Below are 24,783 nucleotides of genomic sequence, written 5' to 3'. Positions count from 1 at the left end.
GTTTTTAAAGAGTATTAGTTGATAACTGAGTAATAAGATTGCTGAAATCATCCGGCAAGGGACTTTCTAGTTGCAAATCTTGCTCTAGAAAGGGATGATAAAAAGATAAATAATGGCAATGCAAGGCCTGACGCTGAATGCCGTCGTCTAAACTTCCTCCATAGAGATCGTCTCCTAAAAGAGGAAAACCGATGTGAGAAAAATGCACTCGGATCTGATGAGTTCGCCCAGTATGAAGACGAATATCGACTAGGTGAATATTTCCATAAGACGCGACAACTTTATATGATGTATGGGCGTATTTCCCACCCTTGGCAACTCGTCTCGTGATAATGGAATCTTCATCACGCGCAATCGGGGCGATAATCTCCCCTTCAGGCTCCAAGACACCAGCTCCTTTAACTAAAGCAAAGTAACGTTTTTCGATAGACTTTCGTTGCAGTTGCTTGTCTAAACGTGCATGAGCGTAGCCGTGCTTGGCAAAAAGCATCAAACCAGATGTATCTCTATCAAGCCTAGTCACGATGTGAACTTGCTGGTTTTCATATTCTTGTTTGACATAGTAGCCCTTAATAAAATTAGCAATGGTATTGGAATGATTAACACTGGGGATGGAAGCTACTCCATAAGGCTTATTCAAAACCAGAAAATGGTCATCCTCATATAAAATATCGAGTGGTCGATCAATAGTTTCAAGGCTCTCAAAGCCTTCCTCTGCTGGAATGTCAATAGTTACCCTGTCTCTAATATCTAAGAGATAAGTCGCATTTTGAGGTTGGCCATTGACCAGAATAGCCCCGCCTCGAAACTTAATCTTAGCCAAAAGTCCCTTGGAAACCTCATGTTTCTTGAGGAAATTTTTGACTTTGACGTGCTCATCTGCGGTAAATTCGAACCTCATTCATCCACCTCGCCGATGAAGGCATCTTTAACACGATTCCAGAAACTAGTGTGGCTTGGAGTCGCTACGAAGTGAATCTTGTGATGGTCGATTTGATACTCTATCCGTTCGATATTACGGAAGGAATAGACGCTGTTATCGACTGATATCGTATGGTAATCATTGCGTGTCGGCAAAAGTTCAATCTTATCTTTTTTGGGAATAATGATCGATGATCCCAAAGTGCGATAGACTCTATTATTAAGGCTTGCTATTTCCGTCAACTGCAAGGCTTCAATGGTAGGATGTAAGACAGCTCCACCCAAGGATTTGTTGTAGGCGGTACTTCCCGTCGGCGTTGAAACAGTCACTCCATCTCCACGAAATCTCTCAAACGGAACATGGTTAATGATGATATCCGCAACCATGGTGCGGTCTGATCGACGGATACTCGCTTCATTTAAAGCACGGAAGATTTTCACCTCTCCATTTTCAAGCGTTACCTTAACATTCAAGACTGGATAAGAAACTTTGGCTCCAGTATCTAGTAAAAGATTGGTCACCAATTGATCCAGCTCAAAATCACGATAATCTGTGTAAAAACCCAAATGCCCTGTATGAACACCTACAAATCGAACCTTGTCTAACTGATTCTCATACTTGTGAAAGGCAGACAAAAGCATCCCGTCACCACCAATGGAAATGACGATATCGGGATTGGTATCGTTCAGTATAAAATGTTGTTTCTTTAGTTTTTCCCTTAGCTCATGCAAAACCTTCTGACTCTGTGGTTTTCTATTTGCTATGAGGTCAACTCGTTTACCTGTATTCTTCATCTGTATCGTCACTATTTCCTACACCATCGTTTAGTTTTCTGCTCAATGGATCAAAGAGAGCCTGCGCTTCCTGGATATCATCACGAATCTTACCCATTTCTTCATCCAGTTGATAGGCTATTTTCGCTGTGATTTCCAGTCTTTTTCTGATTTCTTCTGGAAAATCACCCTGATACTTATAATTGAGTGAGTGTTCAATCGTAGCCCAGAAATTCATGGCCAAAGTCCGTATTTGTATCTCCGCCAAAATCGTCTTCGCCCCGTTGATCGTATCAACCGTGTATTCGACAACCACGTGATAAGAACGATAGCCCGAAGCCTTACGATGAGTGATATAATCTCGTTCCTGAACGATTCTCATATCTTGGCGTTTACGTAGAATCTCAACTACCTCTTTAACGTCATCAACAAACTGAACCATGACACGTAAACCAGCAATGTCTTGCAGATCGTGTTCTAGACTTGCATAAGTTATTCCTCGACGAGCCATTTTTTCTTTGATACTTTCAATCGGTTTGACACGACCCGTTACAAACTCAATCGGAGAATGCTTGTTTTGCTTACGATACTGTTTGCGAATCCCCCGAAGTTTAATCTTCAATTCACCAACAGCCTGAATGTAAGGATCTAAAAAATCTTCCCATTCTATGGTCATACTTTCTCCCTTGTAATGTTTGATTGCTCTGTCGAAAATCTTTGATTTTTTCAGTACATTCGTATACAATAAATACATTGTCCATTATACCATAAATCGCTTTCAAAGATATAGAAAAGGTTGAAAAAATGAAACATTTAGAAATAGAATTGAAAACACTTCTGAAAAAAGAGGAATATGATCATCTAAAAAAACAGTTTTCCCATATCCAACCCGTTCTTCAGAAGAACTACTACATTGACACACCAGATTTCCAATTGCGTGAAAAGAAGGTTGCCATGCGCATTCGCACTTTTGCAGATTGGGCGGAATTGACCTTAAAAGTGCCTCAAACTGTAGGAAATATGGAATACAACCAGAAACTAACTCTTCCAGAAGCTGAATCGTACCTAGAAAAACCAAAACTACCTCAGGGTCTCGTTCTAGAGAAGCTCTCTAAGATTGGCATCGAAAGCCATGACTGGCTTGTTCTAGGTTGCCTTTCCACCCTTCGTTATGAAATGAAAACTGAGATTGGCTTAATGGCCTTAGATGAAAGTCAATACTTTGACCAGACGGACTATGAACTCGAACTTGAAGTCACCGACCATGAAAAAGGGAAAGAAGATTTTCAGAGATTTTTAGATGAAAATCAGATAACCTATCAGAAAGCTCCTTCAAAATTAATTCGTTTTATTAAAAGCATGAAAAAAAGCTGAAATAATCTCCTTTTTTTGGTAAAATAGAAAAGATAAAAATAAAAGAATCTGGCTTTGAAAAACAAAACTTTCTCAAAGAAGATTCACAAAGTTTACAGAGGACGGTCTATAATGTCAGATAGAAACAACATGAAACTTTTCACCCTAAACTCTAACCATGAAATCGCTCAAAAGATTGCGGATACAGTTGGTGTACCTCTCGGGAAATTATCCTCTCGTCAATTTTCTGACGGCGAAATCCAGGTCAACATTGAAGAAAGTGTCCGTGGTTACGACGTCTACATCATCCAGTCAACCAGCTACCCTGTTAGCAACCACTTGATGGAGTTGTTAATCATGGTTGATGCTTGTGTACGTGCAAGTGCTCATAGTATCAACGTTGTCCTTCCTTACTTTGGTTATGCGCGTCAGGATCGTATCGCTTCTTCTCGCGAACCCCTCACTGCGAAACTGGTTGCCAATATGCTTGTCAAAGCTGGTGTAAGCCGTGTTCTAACGCTTGACCTCCACGCTGTTCAGGTCCAAGGTTTCTTTGACATTCCTGTAGACAATCTTTATACTGTTCCTCTATTTGCTAAGCACTACTGTGATAAAGGGCTTCTTGGTTCTGATGTTGTTGTTGTCAGTCCAAAGAACTCTGGTGTTAAACGTGCACGTAGTTTGGCTGAATATCTTGATGCTCCTATCGCTATCATTGACTACGCCCAAGACGATTCTGATCGTAACGAAGGCTATATCATTGGGGATGTTGAAGGCAAAAAGGCTATCTTGATTGACGATATCCTAAATACTGGTCGTACTTTCTCTGAAGCAGCCAAAATCGTTGAACGTGAAGGCGCAACTGAGATTTATGCAGTATCTAGTCACGGTTTATTTGTTGAAGGGGCAGCAGACCTTCTTGACGCTACAAACATCAAAGAAATCCTTGTGACAGACTCAGTAGCGACCAAAGAAAGGACTCCAGAAAATGTATGTTACATTACTGCTAGCGAATTAATCGGAGATGCTATCGTCCGCATCCATGAAAGAAAACCAGTCAGCCCACTCTTTGCTTACAACAAAAAGAAATAAGGTGATTCTTTGATTTATTTGGACAATGCTGCTACAACTCCTATGTCAGCAGTAGCTATTTCTGAAATGACCAAGGTCATGCAAGAAACTCATGGTAATCCTTCTAGTATTCATAGTCATGGTCGGCAGGCTGGCAAACTCTTGCGAGAAGCTCGTCAAGACTTAGCCCACTTACTAGGAACCAAACCTCAACATATCTTTTTTACATCTGGCGGTACAGAAAGTAACAATACAGCCATTATCGGCTATTGTCTCCGTCATCAAGAACGTGGAAAACATATCATTACTACAGCTATTGAACACCATTCTGTGCTTGAGACTATCGATTATCTGGTTCAACATTTTGGTTTTGAAGCAACTATCATCCAACCAGTAAATCAAGAAATAACTGCCCAGCAAATTCAAGAAGCCTTACGTGACGATACCATCCTCGTTTCCACCATGTATGCTAATAATGAAACAGGTAGCCTCTTACCTATCGCTGAGATTGGACTTATTTTAAAAGATCATCCTGCTGCTTATCATGTAGATGCTGTTCAAGCTATCGGAAAAATTCCTATCCATCCCGAGGAATTAGGAATTGATTTCCTCAGCGCTTCTGCCCACAAATTCCATGGACCAAAAGGAGTGGGCTTTCTTTACGCATCTACTGGAGACTTTGATTCCTATCTTCACGGTGGGGACCAAGAACAAAAAAAACGGGCTGGAACAGAAAATCTCGCTGCCATTGTAGGCATGGTCGCTGCTCTCAAAGAGGATTTAAATGACCAAGTTGAGCATTACCAAAAACTAAGCGCACTTAAATCTACTTTTTTAGAAGAAATTGCAGGTCTCGACTACTATCTCAATGAAAGCAATCACCAACTACCTTATGTTGTCAACATTGGCTTTCCTGGTCAAAAAAATGATTTGCTCTTGCTACGGTTAGACCTTGAAGGAATTTCAATTTCTACCGGTTCAGCTTGTACTGCTGGTATTGTGCAAACCAGTCATGTGCTTGAAGCATTTTATGGACCAAATTCACATCGTTTGAAAGAATCTGTCCGTATCAGTCTCTCTCCTCTTAACACTGAGGTTGAACTGAAACAACTCGCACAAACCTTAAAAAATATTATTGGAGATTAATCTAATGGCATTCGAAAAAACCATTAAACTACAAAACTGCCGCTACGACTACACACTTAGCCCAACTGTCAAAAAGTTCACACTGAAAGACAATACTTTCTTTGAAACAAAAGTTGGAAACTACGAACTGACTCGTCTACTTGAAAAAGTACCCAACAGTGGTGAAGGTTTCAAGCTAAAAATCATCATCAACAAAGACCTTACAGGTGCTAAACTCAACATTACTGACAAGTCTGGCCTTCGTTTGGTTAATATCTTTAAATCAGAAGACCACCACATTCATCAGGAAAAATTCTACTTCCTCATGGACAGTTTAGTAGAACGCGGTATCTTCACTAAAGAAGAAAGATAATTGACTATGTATCGACTTACCTATCAAGATAACTATCACGTAGAACGTACACTTGAATACAAGGATTACGAAGAGCTCATGTTATCTCTATCAGGCTGTGTGACCCTACCTGATACTCTCCTAATCAGCTCCTTAACGCTTAATGATAAGGTGATTTATCAAGGATTGGTTGGCGATCTCTACCGTTTTCTATCACAAGCTCATTTTTCAGATAAAAACTAAGAAATTTCTTAGTTTTTTCTTGTTTTTGTTGATTTTTTCACAATGTTTCTATAAAATAGAAGAATAGAAAGGTTGTGATTTTGTGAAAGATAAACAGTCTGCTATTCCAAAAGCAACAGCAAAAAGACTCTCTCTTTACTATCGAATTTTCAAGAGATTTCATGCAGAAAAAATCGAACGTGCCAACTCCAAGCAAATTGCAGAGGCTATCGGTATCGATTCTGCGACCGTCCGTCGTGATTTTTCCTACTTTGGTGAACTAGGTCGTCGTGGTTTTGGTTACGATGTCAAAAAATTGATGAATTTTTTTGCTGATCTCCTAAATGATAACTCAATTACAAATGTTATGTTGGTTGGAATCGGAAATATGGGACATGCCCTTCTCCACTACCGCTTCCACGAGCGTAACAAGATGAAAATTATTATGGGCTTTGACCTAGATGACCATCCAGAAGTTGGAAGCCAGACACCTGATGGGATTCCAATCTATGGTATCTCACAGATTAAAGAAAAAATCAAAGAAGCAGATGTCAAAACTGCTATCCTAACAGTTCCAAGTGTTCAATCACAAGAAGTTGCCAATCTTTTGGTTGATGCAGGTATAAAAGGTATTCTCAGCTTTTCCCCTGTTCACCTTCACCTCCCAAAAGATGTGGTCGTTCAGTATGTCGATTTGACAAGCGAACTCCAAACTCTCCTCTATTTTATGCGTAAAGAGGATTAGAAAGCGAAAGCATTTATGAAAAAACCAGTTATTGGGATTACAGGAAATGAAAAGGCTCATCCAGATGATGACATCATGATGAGCTATGCAGCAAAGGGCTTTGTTGAAGGAGTCAAGGACGCTGGCGGAATTCCAATCATCCTACCGATTGGTGATCAAGAAATGGCTGCCTATTACATCAGTATCATTGATAAGCTCATCCTAACGGGTGGGCAAAATGTTGATCCAAAATACTATGGTGAACCAAAGGCTATTGATAGTGATGACTACCACCTTCAAAGAGATATTTTTGAACTAGCACTTATCAAAGAAGCGATTAAGCAAAAGAAACCAATTTTCTCTGTTTGCCGTGGTACTCAGCTTTTCAATGTCGCTATGGGAGGTACGCTTCACCAAGATATTGAGGATCATTGGCAGGACTGTTCAGCCGAATACACGACACAACGCCTCGTAACGGAACCTGACACCATTCTCCGAGAGATCTATGGAGAAATCTCCCATATCAACTCCTTCCACCACCAGAGTATTAAAGATCTAGCGCCTAATCTTAAGGTTGTAGCACATGATCCTAAAGATGGAATCATTGAGGCTGTGACAACTACGGATGGCTTTCCTTACCTTGGTGTCCAATGGCATCCAGAATTTCTATTTGAAAATCGCCCCAAAGATAAAACGCTATTTGACTATGTTGTTAACGAACTCTAAATCAGATCCGTCTTTTCACGGTAACTAAAGTAATCCGAGTGCGAGACAATCAGGTGGTCCAAGAAAACGATCCCCATCAGTTCGCAGGCTTCCTTGACTAGCTTAGTGACATGGTCGTCGTTTCGACTAGGAGATACAGCACCAGATGGATGATTGCGAACGAGAATCACCGAGGTTGCCATATGCTTCAAAGCATAGTGAAGAATTTCCCGTGGTTCAGCAATGCTGCGTGTCGCAGATCCGATAAAAATAGTTTGCTGATGGATGATTTGATTTTGAGTATTGAGATAGAGCGCCACTAGGTGCTCTTGTTTTTTGTCGCCAAGTTCCTGTTGCATTTTCTTGGCTAGTTTTTGACTACTGAGAATACTTTCCATCTCAAGGGTTTCATGTTTGTGAATGCGATGTCCCAGTTCAATCACTGCTTGTAGTTCAATGGCCTTAATCCGTCCAATACCAGACAGACTCTGCAATTCCTGCAGGGTCATTTTCTTTAAATCAGTTAGACTGTTAAGACTATCCAAGACTTTCTGAGCAATTTCAAATACATTAGCTTGACGCGTTCCCGTTCTGAGCAAAATAGCTAACAACTCTTGATTGCTTAGAGCCTCTACTCCTTCTTTAACTAGTCTTTCTCTAGGCAAGAGTGAATCTTCTTGGAATGAAATACTGTACATAAAAATCCTCCTCACTTTATTATTCGTGAGGAGGATGAAAAATTAGATTTTTTTCTCAATTGGAGCAACGCTGGCTAGGAGTTTTTTCAGACCCACTTCTGGGAAATTGATTTTCAACTCCTGAGTATCACCGCTACCAGAGACTTCCAGAACAGTTCCCTCTCCCCACTTCTTGTGGAGAGCAATATCCCCAATAGACCAACTTGTATCAGTCGAATCTTTTTTATTTCCGGCTGCTAACTGTCCAAATGGGAGACCACTTGACTGGATAGAACTTGGTGCAGCATTGCGTTTCCGTTCTTGAAGGGCCTGAGCTAAGCTCATACCTTGACCGAAAGCAATCCCACCACTGCTATAAGAGGCTTTAAAGCTAGTATTCGCTGGACGGGCCAAACCTTGATACTCGAGCAAGTCCGAACTGATTTCATTGATGAAACGTGTTGGACGGTTATAATTTGTACGACCGAAAAGCAAGCGAGAGTTGGCATTGGTCAGATAGAGGATCTTTTCTGCTCGTGTGATACCGACATAGGCCAAACGGCGTTCTTCTTCCAGTTCATCTGGATCTTCAGCTGCACGGCTAAGCGGAAAGACATTTTCCTCCATCCCAATGATAAAGACAACTGGGAACTCGAGTCCCTTAGCAGCATGGAGTGTCATCAAAGTCACCTCAGATGTCTCCTGACTGCCCGAATCCGTGTCCGCAATCAAAGCCAAGTCATTCAAGAAACGACTGAGTTTGTCCAAACCAGTTTCTTCTTCCTGACTATCAGGGTTGTCATCAAAGTTTTTGGTCACAGATAGGAACTCTTCGATATTTTCAACCCGAGCCTTGCTTTCTAAGGTCGCTTGGGAATTGAGAATATCGATATAACCTGTTTTTTCTAGAACAGCCTCCACCAGCTCGGTGATAGTTAATTGATCCAGTTTTTCTCGTAAATCCAAGATCATATTGGCAAAGTCCCAAATTGACTGTGCTGCTTTTCCTTTGATGCCAGACAACATGATATTGGCTGAAGCATCCAGCATAGACATGTCTTGCATATTTGCAAAGTCGCGAATTTTCTCAACGGTTCCTGGGCCAATTCCACGTTTTGGTTCGTTGATAATGCGCTCAAAACTGATATTGTCACTCAGATTAGCAATAAGATTGAGGTAGGCAATAATATCACGGATCTCCTTACGGCTGTAGAACTTGGTTCCGCCGACCATAGTATAAGGGATATTGGACTTGAGGAGGGCCTCCTCAATAGTACGAGATTGCGCATTAGTCCGATAAAGAACTGCAAAGTCTTTGTGAAGAAAGTTTTGGCTACGACCAAGTTCATCTATGGTTTTGGCTACAAAAACAGCCTCATCTTGTTCGTCATTTGCACGATAGTAAATAATCTGCTCCCCAACAGCATTCTGGGTCCAGAGATTCTTGGGGCGGCGATTTTTATTATTTTTGATGACGTCGTTTGCTGCTTGAAGAATAGTTTTGGTTGAACGGTAATTTTCTTCTAATAAAACCACCTTGGCGTTAGGGTAATCTTTCTCAAAATCCAAGATATTCTGCATATCAGCCCCACGCCAACCGTAGATAGACTGGTCCGCATCACCGACCACACAGATGTTTTTAAAGCGTGAAGCTAAGAGTTTGACCAGTTGGTACTGGGCATGGTTGGTATCTTGGTATTCATCAACGTGGATATATTGGAATTTTTGTTGGTAGTATGTTAAAACATCAGGATTCTGATCAAAGAGACGCAAGGTCAGCATAATCAAATCATCAAAGTCAACAGACTCAGACTGACGAAGCTCCTTTTGATAGGCTGTATAACATTGAGCCACGATTTGTGTGTACATATCACCAGCTTGGGCAGCATAAGCCACATCATCAATCAAGTCATTCTTAGCATTGGAAATAGTCCCCAAAATGGTCCGTTCATTCCATTTTTTCGGATCTAAGTTTAATTGCTTGAGAATGCGTTTCATGAGGGTTCGCTGTTCTCCGGGATCTACAATGGTGAAGTTCCGATTGTAGCCAATATGATCCGCATCACGACGTAGGATACGAACACACATGGAGTGAAAGGTCGCAATCAGACAGTCCTGAGTAGCTGGATTAAGGCTATAGGCACGCTCCTTCATCTCACGCGCCGCCTTATTGGTAAAGGTAATAGCTAAGATATTCCAAGGATTGACCATTTTTTCATCAATTAAATAAGCAATACGGTGGGTCAAAACACGAGTCTTTCCAGAGCCAGCCCCCGCCATGATTAACAAGGGGCCTTCTGTCGTTTGCACCGCCTCAGCCTGACGGTCATTCATTCCATTCAATAATGCGTTCATTTTTTCTTCCTTACTCTTGAAGTCAATGTTTCTATTATATCAGAAATCAGGGAAAATATCTTTACCTAGACTGATTGCGTCTAGAAAGTAACTCTATTATCAGCTGACGACAACGCCTCATATCTAGACAAGAAAATGAGCTTGGAAATCTTTTCCAAACTCATTTAAATCAATTGCAATTTACTAGAACAAGCCTAGAACGGTCCCGTCACTTTCAACATCCATATTGAGAGCTGCTGGTCGTTTTGGAAGGCCTGGCATAGTCATAACATCACCAGTTAGAGCAACGATAAAGCCTGCACCTAATTTCGGTACCAACTCACGAATGGTAATTTCAAAGTTTTCTGGGGCTCCGAGTGCATTCGGGTTGTCTGAGAAACTGTACTGAGTTTTAGCCATACAGATTGGCAATTTGTCCCAACCATTCTGAACGATTTGGGCAATTTGCGTTTGGGCTTTTTTCTCAAAGTTCACTTTGCTACCACGGTAGATCTCAGTAACAATCTTTTCAATCTTTTCTTGGACAGAAAGGTCATTGTCATAAAGACGAGTGTAGTTGGCTGGATTTTCAGAGATAGTTTTAACAACCGTTTCGGCAAGTGTTACACCACCTTCTGCGCCATCAGCCCAGACACTAGCCAATTCTACTGGTACATCGATTGAGGCACAAAGTTCCTTCAAGGCTGCGATTTCAGCCTCTGTATCAGAAACAAATTCATTGATAGCTACAACTGCTGGAATACCGAACTTACGGATGTTCTCAACGTGGCGTTTCAAGTTAGCAAAACCTGAACGAACTGCTTCTACATTTTCCTCTGTCAAAGCGTCCTTAGCTACACCACCATTCATCTTAAGGGCACGAAGGGTTGCGACGATGACAACTGCATCTGGAGATGTTGGCAAGTTTGGTGTCTTGATATCAAGGAATTTCTCAGCACCAAGGTCTGCACCAAAACCAGCTTCAGTAACAGTATAGTCAGCCAAGCGAAGGGCTGTGCTTGTTGCCAAAACAGAGTTACATCCATGAGCAATATTGGCAAAAGGACCACCGTGTACAAAGGCAGGTGTACCGTAAATTGTCTGAACCAAGTTCGGTTTGATAGCATCTTTCAAAATCAATGCTAAAGCCCCCTCTACCTGTAAATCACCAACAGTAACTGGTGTACGGTCATAGCGATAGCCAATAACGATGCTAGCCAAGCGCTTTTTCAAATCTTCAATATCAGTCGCCAAGCAAAGAATGGCCATGATTTCTGAAGCAACTGTAATATCAAAACCATCCTCACGAGGAATACCGTTTAGAGGACCACCAAGTCCAACGGTTACATGACGAAGGGCACGGTCATTCAAGTCTACTACACGTTTCCAGAGGATACGACGTTGGTCGATTCCCTGCTCATTTCCTTGGTGTAAGTGGTTGTCAATCAAGGCAGAAAGAGCGTTGTTAGCAGTTGTAATGGCATGCATATCCCCGGTAAAGTGAAGGTTGATGTCTTCCATTGGCAACACTTGGGCATAACCACCACCGGCTGCACCACCCTTAATCCCCATTACTGGGCCAAGAGACGGTTCGCGGATGGCAATCATCGTTTTCTTACCAATCTTGTTCAAAGCATCCGCAAGACCAATGGTAATAGTTGATTTCCCTTCACCTGCTGGTGTTGGATTGATGGCAGTAACCAAGATCAATTTCCCAACTGGATTGCTCTCAACTGCACGAATTTTATCAAAGCTGAGTTTAGCCTTATACTTTCCATATAATTCCAAATCATCGTAAGAAATGCCCAATTTCTCAACAACATCAACGATTGGTTTCAATTCAATACTCTGTGCGATTTCAATATCTGTTTTCATTCAAAACTCCTCTAACCTCTAATGTGATAATTCATTATAACACAAAACAAGATTTTTAACATCCATAAACTCTCTAAACGTTCGTAAATATCCTGATTTTCAAGATTTTTAGGGCTCTTTTAAAAATTTTATATGGCTTTATAGTTTTAGACTATAAAGAATGTGAAAATAATCTAGTCAAGAAAGAAATTATCAATTTCAGACAAATCATGGAGAATTTTATTATCTTCAATTTCTAAACTTTCTGCCATCTCAATAGAGTACTCAAACCTAAGTTTAGTATTTATTGACAAATCAAACGAATATGCTTGTATTTCGCCCAATTTTTTATACTTTTCTATAATTTCGTTGTAAATGACAAGATAATTTTCGTCTAAAGTTTTTATGTAACTATTCAGATTTTCTTTGTAATCTTGAATTATCCTTTGTTCTCTTTCATTTAATATTCCCTTACCTATCTCCCAAATTATTGAAGTAGATATTGAACCAACTACAGAACCAAGAACAGGTATTGGAATCATGATCTGACCAATACAAGCACCAATTGTTGCAAAGGAAGTATCCATTACATTTAATGTCAAAAGATTCATAAATTCATCTTGGGTTATTTCTGTAGTTCTATACTTTAGAATAATGTCTATCATTCCATAAGTTGCCATAACTAAAGCACTAGCATTTGGAGCACTAATACCAAAGACATTTGTTAATCCGTAAATGGAATAACCAGATATTGCCCCCTTTACAACTCCTTCAGCTGTGTCCAATCCACAATCTAACCAATCTGATTGTTCGAATTCAAAAATACTTTTTCCTTCTTTGTATTTCCCATACACAGTCGACATTAATGCTAAACCACCCTGTAAAAAAGCTGCGTTTCTTGCAACCTTGTTAGCTTCTTTTAAATTTGGTAATGCATGTTTTTGGGCCACTAATCTTTTTTTATTTAATTCTTCTTGTTTTAGTCTGACTGTTTTACGAATATTCTTCTCTTCAGAATCTATAAGAGAATGAATTGAATTTTTTTGAGCGTCTTTATAATCTAGAGCAGAGGATTTCATCCAATATTTGTATGAAGTAAGTCCCTTGCTTTCAGTGATATCATTAATCATTTGGCGTATATCCGTAATTTGTTTAATGGATAATCTCTTGCCATTCACTTCAACTTCTTTTGCTCCAGCCATTATTTTTTCAAATACTTGAACGTGATCTTTTGGAAACATCATTTTCATTTTTGAACTGTAATGAAACGATTGAGCTAGTTCATCACGTAAATTACCATAAAACTTCATTTGAATGGTATTTCTACCAATTAATAAATCGGCTGGTCCATTATCATTCAATACTTCGACAATAGGATTTAACCCTTCAATGGCTCTCCTCGCATTTACAATCCCTGCTTCTGCAAATTCAGCGATAAAGCCGTGACCACCATAATCTCCTCCACGCTTCTTTAAAATAACGTCTTCAATATTGTCTCTCGTATAGTTTAAAATCTTTGAGGCATTGTCCTTGTTTAAGATGACTCTGCGTGCTTCATCCTCTATGATTTTCATAGCATTATGTAAATCTTGAATTCTCAAGTTATTTAAACAATTGACATATGCACTAATACCTTGGTTAAAAGCTTGATTAATAATCTGGTTACTCATTTATTCTAATTTCCTTATTTACCATAGCAGTCAATGATAGAGTTGAATTCACTAAAGCACCTGCTTGATATTTTTCGTCATCAGTAAATAAGCTATAGTCCATTCCAGTTAAAGATAAATTAGCTAAATAAATTCCTTCTGTTTGTTTTTCAGTTAGTTCTATTAATTCCGTAACTTCTATTACTTTTTCTTTAAGTTGTCTAGCCAACAATTCTACCTTTTTCTGTTCCTCTATAGCCTCTTTTGCAACTTCTTCATTTTTCCTATTAGCTACTACACCAGCGCCAACAGAAGCGGTCAACATAGCGCCTGCAATTCCCCAACCGACAGGACCAGCCAATGCCAAAAATGCGTTACCGGCTGCCACTCCACCGCCACCAGCTGCTACACTTCCACCACCTAACCAAGCCAGAGCGGCGCTATTTGCTGCAGCACCTGTCAAACTTGAAATTGCAGTACCTGTTGATGCAACACCAAATGTAGTTGCAACACCCATAGCGGCAGTAGGCCCTAAAGTTGCAACTGTTACTCCTAATGCGCTAAGTGAAGCCGTAGCCGCTGTGCTACCACTTGCTAATTCAGCTTCCTTAATTGACTGTGAAATAGCAATTTGCTTATCTTCAAAATTCTGAATTTCAACATCAATTGCTTCTAATTTTGTTTCAAACTCTTTTGGTTTATTTGCTAGTTTGTTAATTCTTTCTTCAACAATTTTTACAACTTTGATAGCTTTATCCCTAACCTGATAAAGCTCTATTGATTTATTAGCCAAGCTATCAGCTTCCTCATTATAACAACTAATAGCTTCATTATATCCATCAACAGCTTCTTGTCTTAGTTTAGAATTAAAAAGGTCTACCGATTCAATTTGTTCTTTTGTATTATTCGCTATTTTCCCAGCTTCGTTAAATGTTTCAGAAGTCACATTTGTTATCTGATGTGCTACATCTCCGGCAACTCCAACAGCTTTCACTGAGACATCTGAGACAACATTACCAACTTGGCTTGATACTTCACCTATAGTTTTTACAGATTCAGTAATAACTTCTCCAGTAAATTTACTCGCTTCATTTAAAGCTTCGCTAGTAGCAGAACCGACATCATTCAATACTTTACCAGCTTCCTTTGCAATGTTGTCTGCAAATTTAAAAAAATCCATAATAATACCCCTATTAATTTACTTAGATTCATTATCTTATTTATTACTATAAATGTCAATAATAATATATTTTTCTTTTAAATGCTTTTCTTTGACTTGCATATCATTTTTGTGTACAATAGTCCTATGAAAATTTTAGTCACATCGGGCGGTACCAGTGAAGCTATTGATAGTGTCCGCTCTATTACTAACCATTCTACAGGTCGCTTGGGGAAAATCATCACAGAAACCTTGCTTGCTGCGGGGCATGAAGTTTGTTTGATAACGACAAAACGAGCTTTAAAGCCAGAAGCTCATCCCAACCTAAGCATTCGAGAAATTGATAATACCAACGACCTTCTAATTGTGATGCAAAAACTTGTTAAGGAATATCAGGTCTTAATCCACTCAATGGCTGTGTCTGACTACACTCCTGTTTATATGACGGGACTTGAGGAAGTTCAGGCTAGCTCTAATTTAGAAGAATTTTTAAGCAAGCAGAATCATCAGACTAAGATTTCTTCAACTGATGAAGTTCAGGTTTTGTTCCTTAAAAAGACTCCAAAAATCATCTCTCTAGTCAAAGACTGGAATCCTTCTATCCATCTGATTGGTTTCAAACTGTTGGTTGATGTTACTGAGGATCATCTTATTGAAGTTGCTAGACAGAGTCTTATCAAGAACCAAGCAGACTTGATCATTGCAAATGACCTGACTCAAATTTCAGCAAACCAGCATCAAGCAATCTTTGTTGAGAAAGAGGAACTCAAAACCGTTCAAACCAAAGAGGAAATCGCAAACCTCCTCCTTGAAAAAATTCAAGCATACGATTCATAGAAAGGAAAGCCATGGCAAATATTCTCATCGCAGTGACAGGTTCCATAGCCTCCTATAAAGCAGCTGATTTAGTCAGTTCTTTGAAAAAACAAGGCCATCATGTCACTGTCTTAATGACCGAGGCGGCAAGAGAGTTTATCCAACCGTTGACACTACAGGTCCTCTCTCAAAATCCTGTCCACCTTGATGTCATGAAGGAACCTTATCCTGATCAAGTCAATCATATCGAACTAGGCAAAAGAACTGACCTTTTTATTGTAGCCCCAGCTACTGCTAATACCATTGCAAAGTTAGCCCACGGATTTGCGGACAACATGGTGACAAGTACAGCACTTGCCCTGCCAGGCCACGTCAAAAAGTTAGTCGCACCAGCCATGAATACAAAGATGTATGACCATCCGGCAACTCAGGCTAATCTAAAAAAATTAGAGACCTATGGTTATCAGATTATCTCTCCAAAAGAATCTCTACTAGCCTGTGGCGATCACGGCAAAGGCGCCCTAGCTGACCTGAATACTATTTTAGAAAGAATAAAGGAAACCCTCAATGAACAAACGCTCTAACATTGCTCCAATTGCTATCTTTTTTGCAGTTATGCTCGTTATCCACTTTTTGAGTTCTCTCCTATTTAACCTTTTCCCATTCCCGATTAAACCAACTATCGTTCATATTCCAGTCATTATTGCTAGTATCATCTATGGCCCTCGAGTTGGAGTTACACTTGGTTTTCTTATGGGGCTACTTAGCTTAACAGTAAACACGATTACCATCCTTCCAACCAGCTACCTCTTCTCACCATTCGTACCGAACGGAAACATCTATTCCGCGATTATCGCTATTGTCCCTCGCGTTTTGATTGGTTTGACACCTTACTTGGTTTATAAATTATTAAAAAGCAGAACGGGTCTCATCTTTGCTGGTGCTCTCGGTTCCCTTACCAACACCGTCTTTGTCCTTGGGGGAATCTTCTTCCTTTTTGGAAATGTCTTCGATGGAAATATCCAAAAACTCCTAGCAACTGTCATCTCTACAAACTCAATTGCCGAGCTTGTCATTTCTTCCATTCTAACAGTAGCAATTGTCCCACGTCTCGAAATCTTGAAGAAATAAAAAATTAACTCCACTTTCATCCTGAAGGTGGAGTTTAGCATTTAAAACATGAGAAACACCAATAGAATGTGAAAGCCAAAGCGCAGGAGATGATACGAAAGAGGTGTAGGTTGCTGGCTTTTCTGGCTATCCAAATATAGGGTTAGAGATAGAAAAATCAAACCAAATGCAATCACCAATCTGACGAAATAAGCAATTTCGAGTATTGCTGCCATCAAAAGAAAACCTAATAAAGGAAGGCTGAAGAGTGAAACAGCCAGGCCACTTGCTAATAGAGAGAGTAGCGAAAGGACCAATAAACTATAAACTAGGAAGCGAGTCCAACCTGAGACTACTTTCCCTTCACTTTTCTGTTTTGACATCATCACGATTACCACGATTAGGTAAACAAAAAGTATCATCACAATTTATCCTCAGTTCCTATTATTCTTTACCACATTTTAACCAAATTTTCCTGAAAAATCAATAATACTTCTTGACTTGATTGGCGATTTATTGTACTATACTTGTGTATATACAGACAAATGGAGGTTCTTATGGATATACGGAAAAAAACGCAGTTTATGACTATGACTGCCCTACTCACTGCAATAGCGATTTTGATTCCAATCATTATGCCTTTTAAAATCGTTATCCCACCGGCTTCTTACACCTTGGGAAGTCATATCCCCATCTTTATCGCCATGTTTCTTTCGCCTTTGATGGCTGCTTTTGTGATTATTGCTTCTAGTCTTGGTTTTCTGATGGCAGGCTATCCGCCTGTTATTGTACTCCGTGCCTTCTCTCACATTGTTTTTGGTACTTTGGGGGCTTTGTACTTAAAGAAATTCCCTGAAACCTTGGATAAACCAAAGGCATCTTGGATTTTTAACTTTGTTTTGGGTGTTGTTCATGCTATTGCTGAAGTAATAGCTTGTATCATCTTTTATGCTACTTCAGGGACAAATGTTGAAAATATGTTTTATGTTCTCTTTGTCCTAGTTGGTTTTGGCACAATCGTCCATAGTATGGTAGACTATACATTAGCACTAGCTGTCTATAAAGTGCTTCGAAAACGTCGCTAAAAGGAAAAACTATGACAAAGGATCGCAAACAAGCTCTTCTCAAACTGTTAAAAGAGGCGCCAAAAGCTCTCAATGGTCAAACCTTGGCTGAGCACTTCCATGTTACGCGCCAGGTCATTGTACAGGACATCGCTATTCTCCGAGCAGATGGAGCTCCTATCCTATCCACCAATCGTGGCTATATCTACAAAGAAAATGATGCCAGCCCCTACGTGCACAAACTCTTTAAAGTGAAACATGAACTGGAAGAAATCGGTCAGGAACTACTAGCCATTGTAGATAATGGCGGACGCGTTCAAAATATCTTAATCGATCATCCAGTTTATGGAGAAATTGAAACCCTACTCAAACTCACCTGCCGACGAGATGTCCAGCATTTTCTCGAACAAGTCGAGAATTCAGACTTTAGACCCCTTTCTGAATTGACAGACGGCATCCATTACCACCTTGTTGAAGCCGAGACACAACAAGACCTCCACTATATCGAGGAGGCCTTGGATCAGTTAGGTTATTTAGTAAAAGACTAGAAAATTTCTTTTTCCCAGCCGTCCTCTGTGCGGTGGCGATAGAAGAACTCAGACTTGTCAGGTGCTTCCATCATTTCCATCAAAGGCAACATATCATAGGCCAGTTCCAAGTTTGGAATCTGGTCTTTTTGTACCCAAGATACTTCTCCTTCATCTGAAGATTGGAGATTCCCAGTAAACTCTGTCGCCTTATAACAAAAAACGATGTAGCGCCCACCTGTATCTAAGGGCCAATTTTTAATGCCGACCAGTTGGGGATTCTGAATGGTTAGACCTGTTTCTTCATAAATCTCACGAATGACAGACTCGGCAAAGGCCTCGCCATTCTCAACATGTCCTCCTGGAAAGGCATAGCCAGACCAGCGATTGTTTTCGGGTGAACGATACTGCATCACCACACGCTGGGTTTCGAGGTCTTCAATCAGACAGATATTGGTTAAAATAGTTGCTTGGGCACGGGACATAGATTTGCTCGCTTTCTAAGTTATTAAAATGTATCTTCGTTGTATTTTACTTCTGCCTTCATGATAAAGGGATTGATCAATTCATGATGTTCATAAGTAGTACGGGCCAAAAAACCTCTAGCAATGATGATTTCCTTATCTTCTATGCGATAGTCTATATTGATAGGGATGGCTGGATCCGAGATAACTGATAAAACAAAGAATGCTGCAAACCAAAGGTAAAATGTCACCAATCCACTAAATATTTGAAAAATAAGGTGATACCATTGAAAATCTCTTGTTCTATAAAAGATTCTCCAGGGGTGGATTAGGAAGGTTAAACAAAGAATAAAAAACCAACTATTCCACAAAATCGGAGTAAAAGATAGTCCAAAAACCAACAAGATCAAATGAAGAACCACAAAGGTCAGCAAAGCCAAATAGAGTGTTTTAAATGAAAATAACTTAGTTAGATTTTCTTTTGTCATGATTATTCCTCTTTTTGTCCTTATATTTCAAAATGACCATTAATATCGCTGGAATGATGAAAAAGATTAGATAGGTAGTAATTGGAAGCCAGATGTAGCGATAATCGATAGATAATAGGGAAGGAATTTTTTTAACATTTCTCCCTTTCACCCCAACAATTAAGTGGAGGAGAAAAATAGGTCCGTTTATGAATAGAAAAGTTTTTAAAAATCCTTGTACTGAAGCCTTATTGCTAAAACCATCTCTAAAAATACCTTGATAAAGTGTGTGCACCAAAAAGACAAAATTCATAATAATTGGCAAGACATAGGACATTTCTTGATACGGTTTCGGGATAAGTGACGTCCCGAACAACACATACATGATACCAAAAATAGATAATAATATTATACCACCATCCATAAAAGAAACAATCTTTGAATGTCTTTCCAGCCACAATTGGACGTGAGCTATCAAAGAATACTTTTTCTGGATATTTCTCATTTTTCTGTCCTGTTGTTTGACCTTCTTTTTTCTCTTAATCTTTCGTTCCATTTACGCCTCCTTCTTCTCTTTTCTATCCGTATAATCAAAAGCAGAATGCCCAGCCCCAAGAAAAAGAAAAAGAGATAACTTACAATAGGGACCCAGACATAGGCTGGATCCATAGAAATTATGGGAGGGAAATTCGTTGACTTACGACGTCCTAGCCAATTCAGACCTACCAAGAGATGAAAGGGAAAAAGAAGACCATTGAACCCAATAAATCCCCATGAAAAGTAACGCCATTTCTGAAGTTTATCACTACTAAAACGAAAGACAAGGAAATAGGTTGATAAGATCAGAAGGATAAGATTGAAGCTTAAGGGGGAAAGATAGTTCATGTTCGGTAATAGATAACTAATGTAAGAGGCGGCAAGAAATGATACAAACATAGATCCAAATAATACACTCGTATCCAAAAGTTGACCAATCCTTCTGTGCCTTTCCAGCCAAAGAAAAATCCTCTTAGTCCAAGAAGACTTTTCTTTTGTCTTGTACTTCATTTGCCTACTCATCTTCATTTTCATCTACTCCTTTTTTTGAGCCTTTAGAGAGAAAGAAGATTGCCAAAGTTAACATCAAGACCAGAAGGTAGACGACAATAGGAAACCAGATATAGGATGACTCCAGTGAAAACAAAGGTGAGAGAACAACTCTTCCTCTTTTTCTGACGCCAATCAGTTGAAAAATGAAGCTAAGGACATTGATATAAATAAAGGGTTCACAGAATTTTTTAAGGGTCTTTTCTTTTTTTGTTTTCACTGGTAAAAAGAAAGCATAGAGTCTATAACCCAAGATAAAAAGATTCAATTGCAAGGGAAACAAGAGTTCTCTGTACCGAAAATCAGCTGGAATGCTTTTGTTCTGTGATGTTGTGAATTCTATAACTAGGAACAAGATGATATAAAAGACAATATCAAGCATAAATTTGACAAATCGATGCCCTTGTAACCAAAAACGAACAGAATCTAACCATGTTGACTTCTTATACTTCTTCACTTTCAAATTCATAATAACTTCTCTCTATTTAAAAATATTATCTAAAACATGATTGTTTGTTCATTGCGTAATCTGAAAACAAAATCGCAATTCTACCAGTATTTAACTCTCAGATTTTGAGGATTTCTTACGTACCATTCTAATTTCAGTGATAGGTTTTCCAAGGTCAAGTATTTTTTCTTGCCCATCAAAAGTAAAACCCATTTTTTGATAGAAAGCAATGGCTCGCTTATTCTCTTTTAATACCCATAAAAATATTTCAGAGAACTGTTCAAGAGTAGTCAGAGCTTCCTTCATTAACTTCTGAGCAATACCTTTTCCATAATAGTCTTTTAAAACATATAAGGCAATAATTTCGCCAGCTTGAATAGTCTCATCACGAAAGTTTCCATAACTGATAAAACCAACTATCTTCATGCCATCTATCGCAATCAATGTATTTTTAGGATATTTTTGACTAAAGAATCGACATCTTTCTAATGTCATCGTCTCCTGAAATTCTGCAGGTAAAAGATCATCATAAGCCTCTCTCCACGTTTGCCAATGAACGAAGGATTTAACTTCTATCTCTTCAGGAGTTTCCATTTGTTTGATAGTTAGGTTCATTTATTTTACTCCATTCTTCTCTCAGAATACCATATTTAATACTATCAAAATATTTGCCTTGGTAATAACGAACTTTTGGAATATGAGCTTCTTTTTTCATTCTTAATTTTTCAGCAAGTTTTACCATACCAAGATTTCCTGACCAAGTTGTCAAACCAAGATGCTCCAACACCAAGTAATCCTTAAATGTCCGATCTATCCATTGTAGCATAGCAGCTTTTCCAATGCCAGAGTTCCAAAATTTGTTATCATAAATACAAATCCCCAATTCCATCCATCTTGTTTGTTTACATACCCAGTAGCGCGAAACAGTCCCAACTAATTTATCATCAACAAAAATACCAAGGCGATTTGAGTTGTTTAGAGTAGATTCTGATTTTTGTAGTTTAAATTCTTGAAAATTAGGAAAATGCTGATAATCGTCATAATAGGGAGCATCATACTGCTTCCAAATTGGATTAGATTGTGAATAAGCAATTTCCCACAAAGACACCAAATCTTCTTCAATTAGTTTTCTTAAATAAACCATACTTTTTCCTAATCCAACGCCTTGACTTCCTCAGCTACTTTTTGTAGATATTTTTGTCTTGTAGAATTTGTATTCACCTCACGCCCTAACTCACCCAAAATTGAAACTTTCTTTGTTTTGATACCGCAATGATTCAGGACAGCATTCTTTAATACTGATATTCCATAACTGTCTGGAATACTGATAGAACCTGAAAATACTTTGTACCACCATGTTGGTGCCATGGATGTTGCGTAAATACTAGCTGTTTTTCCTTTTAGTAACTTTTTAAACTGCTGACCCCTTAAGTAGTTTAAAATAAAACTTCCTTGATTATTGGCAGAGTATGCAATTCCTGGCGTGAAAACACGATCAATCCACCCCTTCAATAAACTAGGCATACTACTCCACCAAATTGGATAAACAAAAATGAAATGATCTGCCCACTGGATTAATTCCTGAGAGCGAAGTATGAAGGAGTCCTCTTCCATCCGTTTTCGATAACCATAACGCAATACAGGATCAAAATCTATCTCATTTAGGTTAATAGATTCAAGCTCATTATGATTTGAGTCAATATTTTCTACAATCGTTCGAAAAATTTCTTGACAGAAACTTCCCTTGTCAGGATGTCCATTGATGACTAAAATTTTCATTCGTTTTCTCCTATCTAATCCAACGCCTTCACTTCCAACATCATATCACGTATCTGAGCAGCCAGTTCAAAATCAAGCACTTCGACGGCTTCTTGCATTTGTTTTTCGAGTTTTTTAACGAGTTCCTTGCGCTCTTGTTTGTTGAGGCTATTGATATCGACTTCCTTGTCCTCTTCCTTAGAAACTGCCTTGGTCACGGCAATAAGATCACGAATTTCTTTCTTAATGGTTTGTGGGACGATACCATGCTCTTCATTATAAGCCATCTGGATTTTCCGACGACGGGCCGTTTCATCTATGGCACGTTGCATAGACTGAGTCATCGTGTCCGCATACATGATGACATGTCCTTCGCTATTACGGGCAGCACGTCCAATGGTCTGGATGAGGCCACGTTCGTTACGAAGGAAACCTTCCTTGTCAGCATCTAGAATAGCAACCAAGCTTACCTCGGGAACGTCAATCCCTTCACGAAGAAGGTTAATTCCGACCAAGACATCAAAGACACCCAAACGTAGGTCACGGATAATCTCCGTCCGCTCCAAAGTCTTGATATCCGAGTGCATGTACTTGACCTTGATGCCCATTTCCTTGAAGTAGTCGGTCAAGTCTTCTGCCATTTTCTTGGTCAAAGTGGTGATAAAGGTTCGCTCATTCTTTTCAACACGAGCATTGATTTCACCTAGGAGATCATCAATCTGTCCCATAGTCGGACGGACTTCCACTTCAGGATCCAAGAGCCCTGTCGGACGAATGATTTGCTCAATCACTGTCTCGGTCTGTTCATTTTCATAGTCGCCTGGTGTTGCTGAAACGTAAACAATCTGATGCACATGGCTTTCAAACTCCTCCCGACGGAGAGGACGATTATCCAAGGCTGACGGTAAACGGAAACCATAGTTTACTAACATTTCCTTACGCGAACGGTCTCCATTGTACATACCCTTGATTTGCCCCATGGTCATGTGACTTTCATCAATCATAATCAAGAAATCATCTGGGAAGAAGTCGAGAAGCGTATAAGGAGGCTCGCCTTCGCTCCGTCCATCCATGTGACGAGAGTAGTTTTCAACACCGTTGGTATAGCCCATCTCACGTAACATCTCGATATCATACTCTGTCCGCTGTTTCAAACGCTGGGCTTCCAGCAGTTTGCCTTCCTTCTCAAAGACAGCTAACTGCTCTTCTAACTCTGCTTGAATCTTGGCAATAGCAACTTCCATGTGATCGTCATTGGTCACAAAGTGAGTGGCAGGGAAAATCGCCAAATGATCTACTTCTCCCAATACCTGACCTGTCAAGGCCTCAACCTCACGGATACGGTCAATCTCATCCCCGAAAAACTCTACTCGAAAAGCGTGCTCATCACGAGAAGCTGGGAAAATCTCCACCACATCCCCGCGAACGCGAAATCTTCCCCGTTGGAAATCAATATCATTGCGTTCAAACTGAATATCCACCAAGTCATTCAAGAGTTTATCACGAGAAATCTCCAGACCTGGACGGAGACTAACGACACTATCAGCATATTCCTTTGGCGAACCCAAACCATAGATACAAGAGACAGAAGCCACGACGATGACATCATTGCGCTCCAGAAGGGCTGAAGTCGCTGAGTGACGGAGCTTGTCAATCTCATCATTGACCGAGCTATCCTTTTCAATATAGGTATCACTAGAAGGGACATAGGCCTCGGGTTGGTAATAATCATAGTAAGATACGAAGTACTCAACAGCATTTTCAGGGAAAAATTCCTTGAACTCCCCATAGAGCTGACCAGCTAGGGTTTTGTTATGGGCAATGACCAAAGTTGGTTTATTGACTTTGGAAATGACCTGACTCATGGTATAGGTCTTCCCTGTACCCGTCGCCCCCATCAAAATTTGGGCCTTCTCTCCACCCTCGATATTGTCAACCAACTGCTCAATCGCTTGGGGTTGATCTCCTGAAGGTTCATATTTTGATACTAGTTTAAATTTATTATCTGTAATTCGATTTATCATGATTGCCTCATCTGCATTTTTCTATCCTTCTATTTTACCATAAATTTACTTTTCAGACTCTTCTCTAAGTTGATAAGAGCTAGTATTTCATGTTACATT

General features: G+C 39.6%; 28 protein-coding genes. 12 read left to right on the top strand and 16 right to left on the bottom strand.

Going from position 1 to position 24,783, the window contains the following annotated elements; genetic code table 11:
- Nucleotides 1-4: 4 nt before the first annotated feature.
- The 3 genes from KX728_RS04495 to yjbM are packed head-to-tail and all read right to left on the bottom strand — an operon-like array spanning nt 5 to nt 2,371.
- Nucleotides 5-901, bottom strand: a complete 897-nt coding sequence (locus KX728_RS04495) for an RluA family pseudouridine synthase (protein ID WP_215804697.1) — start codon at nt 899-901, stop codon at nt 5-7.
- On the bottom strand, nt 898-1,716 hold the full coding sequence (locus KX728_RS04490; protein WP_000799063.1) for an NAD kinase: 819 nt from the start codon (nt 1,714-1,716) through the stop codon (nt 898-900). Before KX728_RS04490 ends, KX728_RS04495 begins: the two co-directional genes overlap by 4 nt.
- On the bottom strand, nt 1,700-2,371 hold the full coding sequence (gene yjbM / locus KX728_RS04485; RefSeq protein ID WP_000151547.1) for a GTP diphosphokinase: 672 nt from the start codon (nt 2,369-2,371) through the stop codon (nt 1,700-1,702). The genes KX728_RS04490 and yjbM overlap by 17 nt, the downstream gene beginning before the upstream one ends.
- A gap of 128 nt (nt 2,372-2,499) precedes the next feature.
- Between yjbM and KX728_RS04480 the strand changes: the two genes are divergently transcribed.
- The 7 genes from KX728_RS04480 to KX728_RS04450 all read left to right on the top strand — a co-directional run bounded on the left by KX728_RS04480 (nt 2,500) and on the right by KX728_RS04450 (nt 7,268).
- Nucleotides 2,500-3,069 carry a CYTH domain-containing protein gene (locus KX728_RS04480; RefSeq protein WP_000681306.1) on the top strand — a complete coding sequence of 190 codons (570 nt, stop codon included), beginning with the start codon at nt 2,500-2,502 and terminating at the stop codon, nt 3,067-3,069.
- Between the two features lie 111 nt (nt 3,070-3,180).
- Nucleotides 3,181-4,140 (top strand): ribose-phosphate diphosphokinase, encoded by a 960-nt coding sequence (locus tag KX728_RS04475; protein ID WP_001283843.1) that lies wholly within the window; start codon nt 3,181-3,183, stop codon nt 4,138-4,140.
- A 9-nt stretch (nt 4,141-4,149) separates the two neighbouring features.
- Complete coding sequence (locus KX728_RS04470) at nt 4,150-5,265, top strand: cysteine desulfurase family protein (RefSeq protein WP_000639676.1); 1,116 nt, start codon at nt 4,150-4,152, stop codon at nt 5,263-5,265.
- A gap of 4 nt (nt 5,266-5,269) precedes the next feature.
- A complete protein-coding gene (locus KX728_RS04465) occupies nt 5,270-5,617 on the top strand; it encodes a DUF1831 domain-containing protein (RefSeq protein ID WP_000863526.1) in 348 nt (115 codons plus the stop codon).
- 6 nt (nt 5,618-5,623) lie between these two features.
- Nucleotides 5,624-5,839, top strand: a complete 216-nt coding sequence (locus tag KX728_RS04460; RefSeq protein WP_000286093.1) for a DUF4649 family protein — start codon at nt 5,624-5,626, stop codon at nt 5,837-5,839.
- Between the two features lie 82 nt (nt 5,840-5,921).
- Nucleotides 5,922-6,563, top strand: coding sequence for a redox-sensing transcriptional repressor Rex (locus KX728_RS04455; RefSeq protein WP_000653412.1), 642 nt, complete (start codon nt 5,922-5,924; stop codon nt 6,561-6,563).
- 15 nt (nt 6,564-6,578) lie between these two features.
- The gene (locus KX728_RS04450) at nt 6,579-7,268 is read left to right on the top strand and encodes a gamma-glutamyl-gamma-aminobutyrate hydrolase family protein (protein ID WP_000743310.1); all 690 of its coding nucleotides are present in this window, start codon (nt 6,579-6,581) and stop codon (nt 7,266-7,268) included.
- On the opposite strand, the gene radC is transcribed toward KX728_RS04450, so the two are convergent.
- The 5 genes from radC to KX728_RS04425 all read right to left on the bottom strand — a co-directional run bounded on the left by radC (nt 7,265) and on the right by KX728_RS04425 (nt 14,941).
- A complete protein-coding gene (gene radC, locus KX728_RS04445) occupies nt 7,265-7,945 on the bottom strand; it encodes a RadC family protein (RefSeq protein ID WP_215804699.1) in 681 nt (226 codons plus the stop codon). The genes KX728_RS04450 and radC overlap by 4 nt on opposite strands.
- 42 nt (nt 7,946-7,987) lie before the next feature.
- Nucleotides 7,988-10,279 carry a DNA helicase PcrA gene (pcrA, locus tag KX728_RS04440; RefSeq protein ID WP_215804700.1) on the bottom strand — a complete coding sequence of 764 codons (2,292 nt, stop codon included), beginning with the start codon at nt 10,277-10,279 and terminating at the stop codon, nt 7,988-7,990.
- A 183-nt stretch (nt 10,280-10,462) separates the two neighbouring features.
- Nucleotides 10,463-12,133: a formate--tetrahydrofolate ligase gene (locus tag KX728_RS04435; protein ID WP_215804701.1), complete on the bottom strand. Its 1,671-nt coding sequence runs from the start codon at nt 12,131-12,133 to the stop codon at nt 10,463-10,465.
- 173 nt (nt 12,134-12,306) lie between these two features.
- A complete protein-coding gene (locus KX728_RS04430; protein ID WP_215804702.1) occupies nt 12,307-13,782 on the bottom strand; it encodes a hypothetical protein in 1,476 nt (491 codons plus the stop codon).
- On the bottom strand, nt 13,775-14,941 hold the full coding sequence (locus KX728_RS04425) for a hypothetical protein (protein WP_000345295.1): 1,167 nt from the start codon (nt 14,939-14,941) through the stop codon (nt 13,775-13,777). The genes KX728_RS04430 and KX728_RS04425 overlap by 8 nt, the downstream gene beginning before the upstream one ends.
- Nucleotides 14,942-15,067: 126 nt before the next feature.
- Between KX728_RS04425 and coaB the strand changes: the two genes are divergently transcribed.
- From coaB to KX728_RS04410, 3 genes are read left to right on the top strand one after another with little or no spacing between them, the layout of a single operon-like run.
- Complete coding sequence (gene coaB, locus KX728_RS04420) at nt 15,068-15,757, top strand: phosphopantothenate--cysteine ligase (protein WP_215804703.1); 690 nt, start codon at nt 15,068-15,070, stop codon at nt 15,755-15,757.
- Nucleotides 15,758-15,768: 11 nt separating this feature from the next.
- Nucleotides 15,769-16,320, top strand: a complete 552-nt coding sequence (coaC, locus tag KX728_RS04415) for a phosphopantothenoylcysteine decarboxylase (RefSeq protein ID WP_215804704.1) — start codon at nt 15,769-15,771, stop codon at nt 16,318-16,320.
- Complete coding sequence (locus tag KX728_RS04410) at nt 16,304-16,867, top strand: ECF transporter S component (protein WP_095725991.1); 564 nt, start codon at nt 16,304-16,306, stop codon at nt 16,865-16,867. The genes coaC and KX728_RS04410 overlap by 17 nt, the downstream gene beginning before the upstream one ends.
- A gap of 41 nt (nt 16,868-16,908) precedes the next feature.
- Here KX728_RS04410 and KX728_RS04405 read toward each other — a convergent pair whose 3' ends face one another.
- Nucleotides 16,909-17,268: a hypothetical protein gene (locus KX728_RS04405; protein ID WP_215804705.1), complete on the bottom strand. Its 360-nt coding sequence runs from the start codon at nt 17,266-17,268 to the stop codon at nt 16,909-16,911.
- Nucleotides 17,269-17,403: 135 nt separating this feature from the next.
- On the opposite strand from KX728_RS04405, the gene KX728_RS04400 reads away from it, so the two are divergent.
- Nucleotides 17,404-17,931: an ECF transporter S component gene (locus tag KX728_RS04400; protein WP_000354644.1), complete on the top strand. Its 528-nt coding sequence runs from the start codon at nt 17,404-17,406 to the stop codon at nt 17,929-17,931.
- An 11-nt stretch (nt 17,932-17,942) separates the two neighbouring features.
- On the top strand, nt 17,943-18,458 hold the full coding sequence (locus KX728_RS04395; RefSeq protein WP_000159158.1) for a transcription repressor NadR: 516 nt from the start codon (nt 17,943-17,945) through the stop codon (nt 18,456-18,458).
- Here the strand turns inward: KX728_RS04395 and KX728_RS04390 are convergent.
- The 7 genes from KX728_RS04390 to uvrB form a co-directional block, all read right to left on the bottom strand.
- Nucleotides 18,455-18,922, bottom strand: a complete 468-nt coding sequence (locus tag KX728_RS04390; protein ID WP_215804706.1) for an 8-oxo-dGTP diphosphatase — start codon at nt 18,920-18,922, stop codon at nt 18,455-18,457. The genes KX728_RS04395 and KX728_RS04390 overlap by 4 nt on opposite strands.
- Before the next feature lie 23 nt (nt 18,923-18,945).
- Nucleotides 18,946-19,389 (bottom strand): hypothetical protein, encoded by a 444-nt coding sequence (locus tag KX728_RS04385; protein ID WP_215804707.1) that lies wholly within the window; start codon nt 19,387-19,389, stop codon nt 18,946-18,948.
- Nucleotides 19,367-19,924, bottom strand: a complete 558-nt coding sequence (locus KX728_RS04380; RefSeq protein ID WP_215804708.1) for a hypothetical protein — start codon at nt 19,922-19,924, stop codon at nt 19,367-19,369. Before KX728_RS04380 ends, KX728_RS04385 begins: the two co-directional genes overlap by 23 nt.
- A gap of 1,089 nt (nt 19,925-21,013) precedes the next feature.
- The gene (locus KX728_RS04375) at nt 21,014-21,517 is read right to left on the bottom strand and encodes a GNAT family N-acetyltransferase (protein ID WP_215804709.1); all 504 of its coding nucleotides are present in this window, start codon (nt 21,515-21,517) and stop codon (nt 21,014-21,016) included.
- Nucleotides 21,483-22,046 (bottom strand): GNAT family N-acetyltransferase, encoded by a 564-nt coding sequence (locus KX728_RS04370; RefSeq protein ID WP_000262762.1) that lies wholly within the window; start codon nt 22,044-22,046, stop codon nt 21,483-21,485. Before KX728_RS04370 ends, KX728_RS04375 begins: the two co-directional genes overlap by 35 nt.
- Before the next feature lie 8 nt (nt 22,047-22,054).
- Nucleotides 22,055-22,681, bottom strand: a complete 627-nt coding sequence (locus KX728_RS04365) for an NAD(P)H-dependent oxidoreductase (protein ID WP_215804710.1) — start codon at nt 22,679-22,681, stop codon at nt 22,055-22,057.
- Between the two features lie 14 nt (nt 22,682-22,695).
- On the bottom strand, nt 22,696-24,684 hold the full coding sequence (gene uvrB, locus KX728_RS04360) for an excinuclease ABC subunit UvrB (RefSeq protein WP_215804711.1): 1,989 nt from the start codon (nt 24,682-24,684) through the stop codon (nt 22,696-22,698).
- Nucleotides 24,685-24,783 lie beyond the last annotated feature (99 nt).

The organism is Streptococcus oralis, from assembly GCF_019334565.1.
Lineage (GTDB): Bacteria > Bacillota > Bacilli > Lactobacillales > Streptococcaceae > Streptococcus > Streptococcus oralis_CR.
The sequence above is the reverse complement of the archived record's forward strand: the minus strand, read 5'-3'. Positions and strand labels throughout refer to the sequence as shown.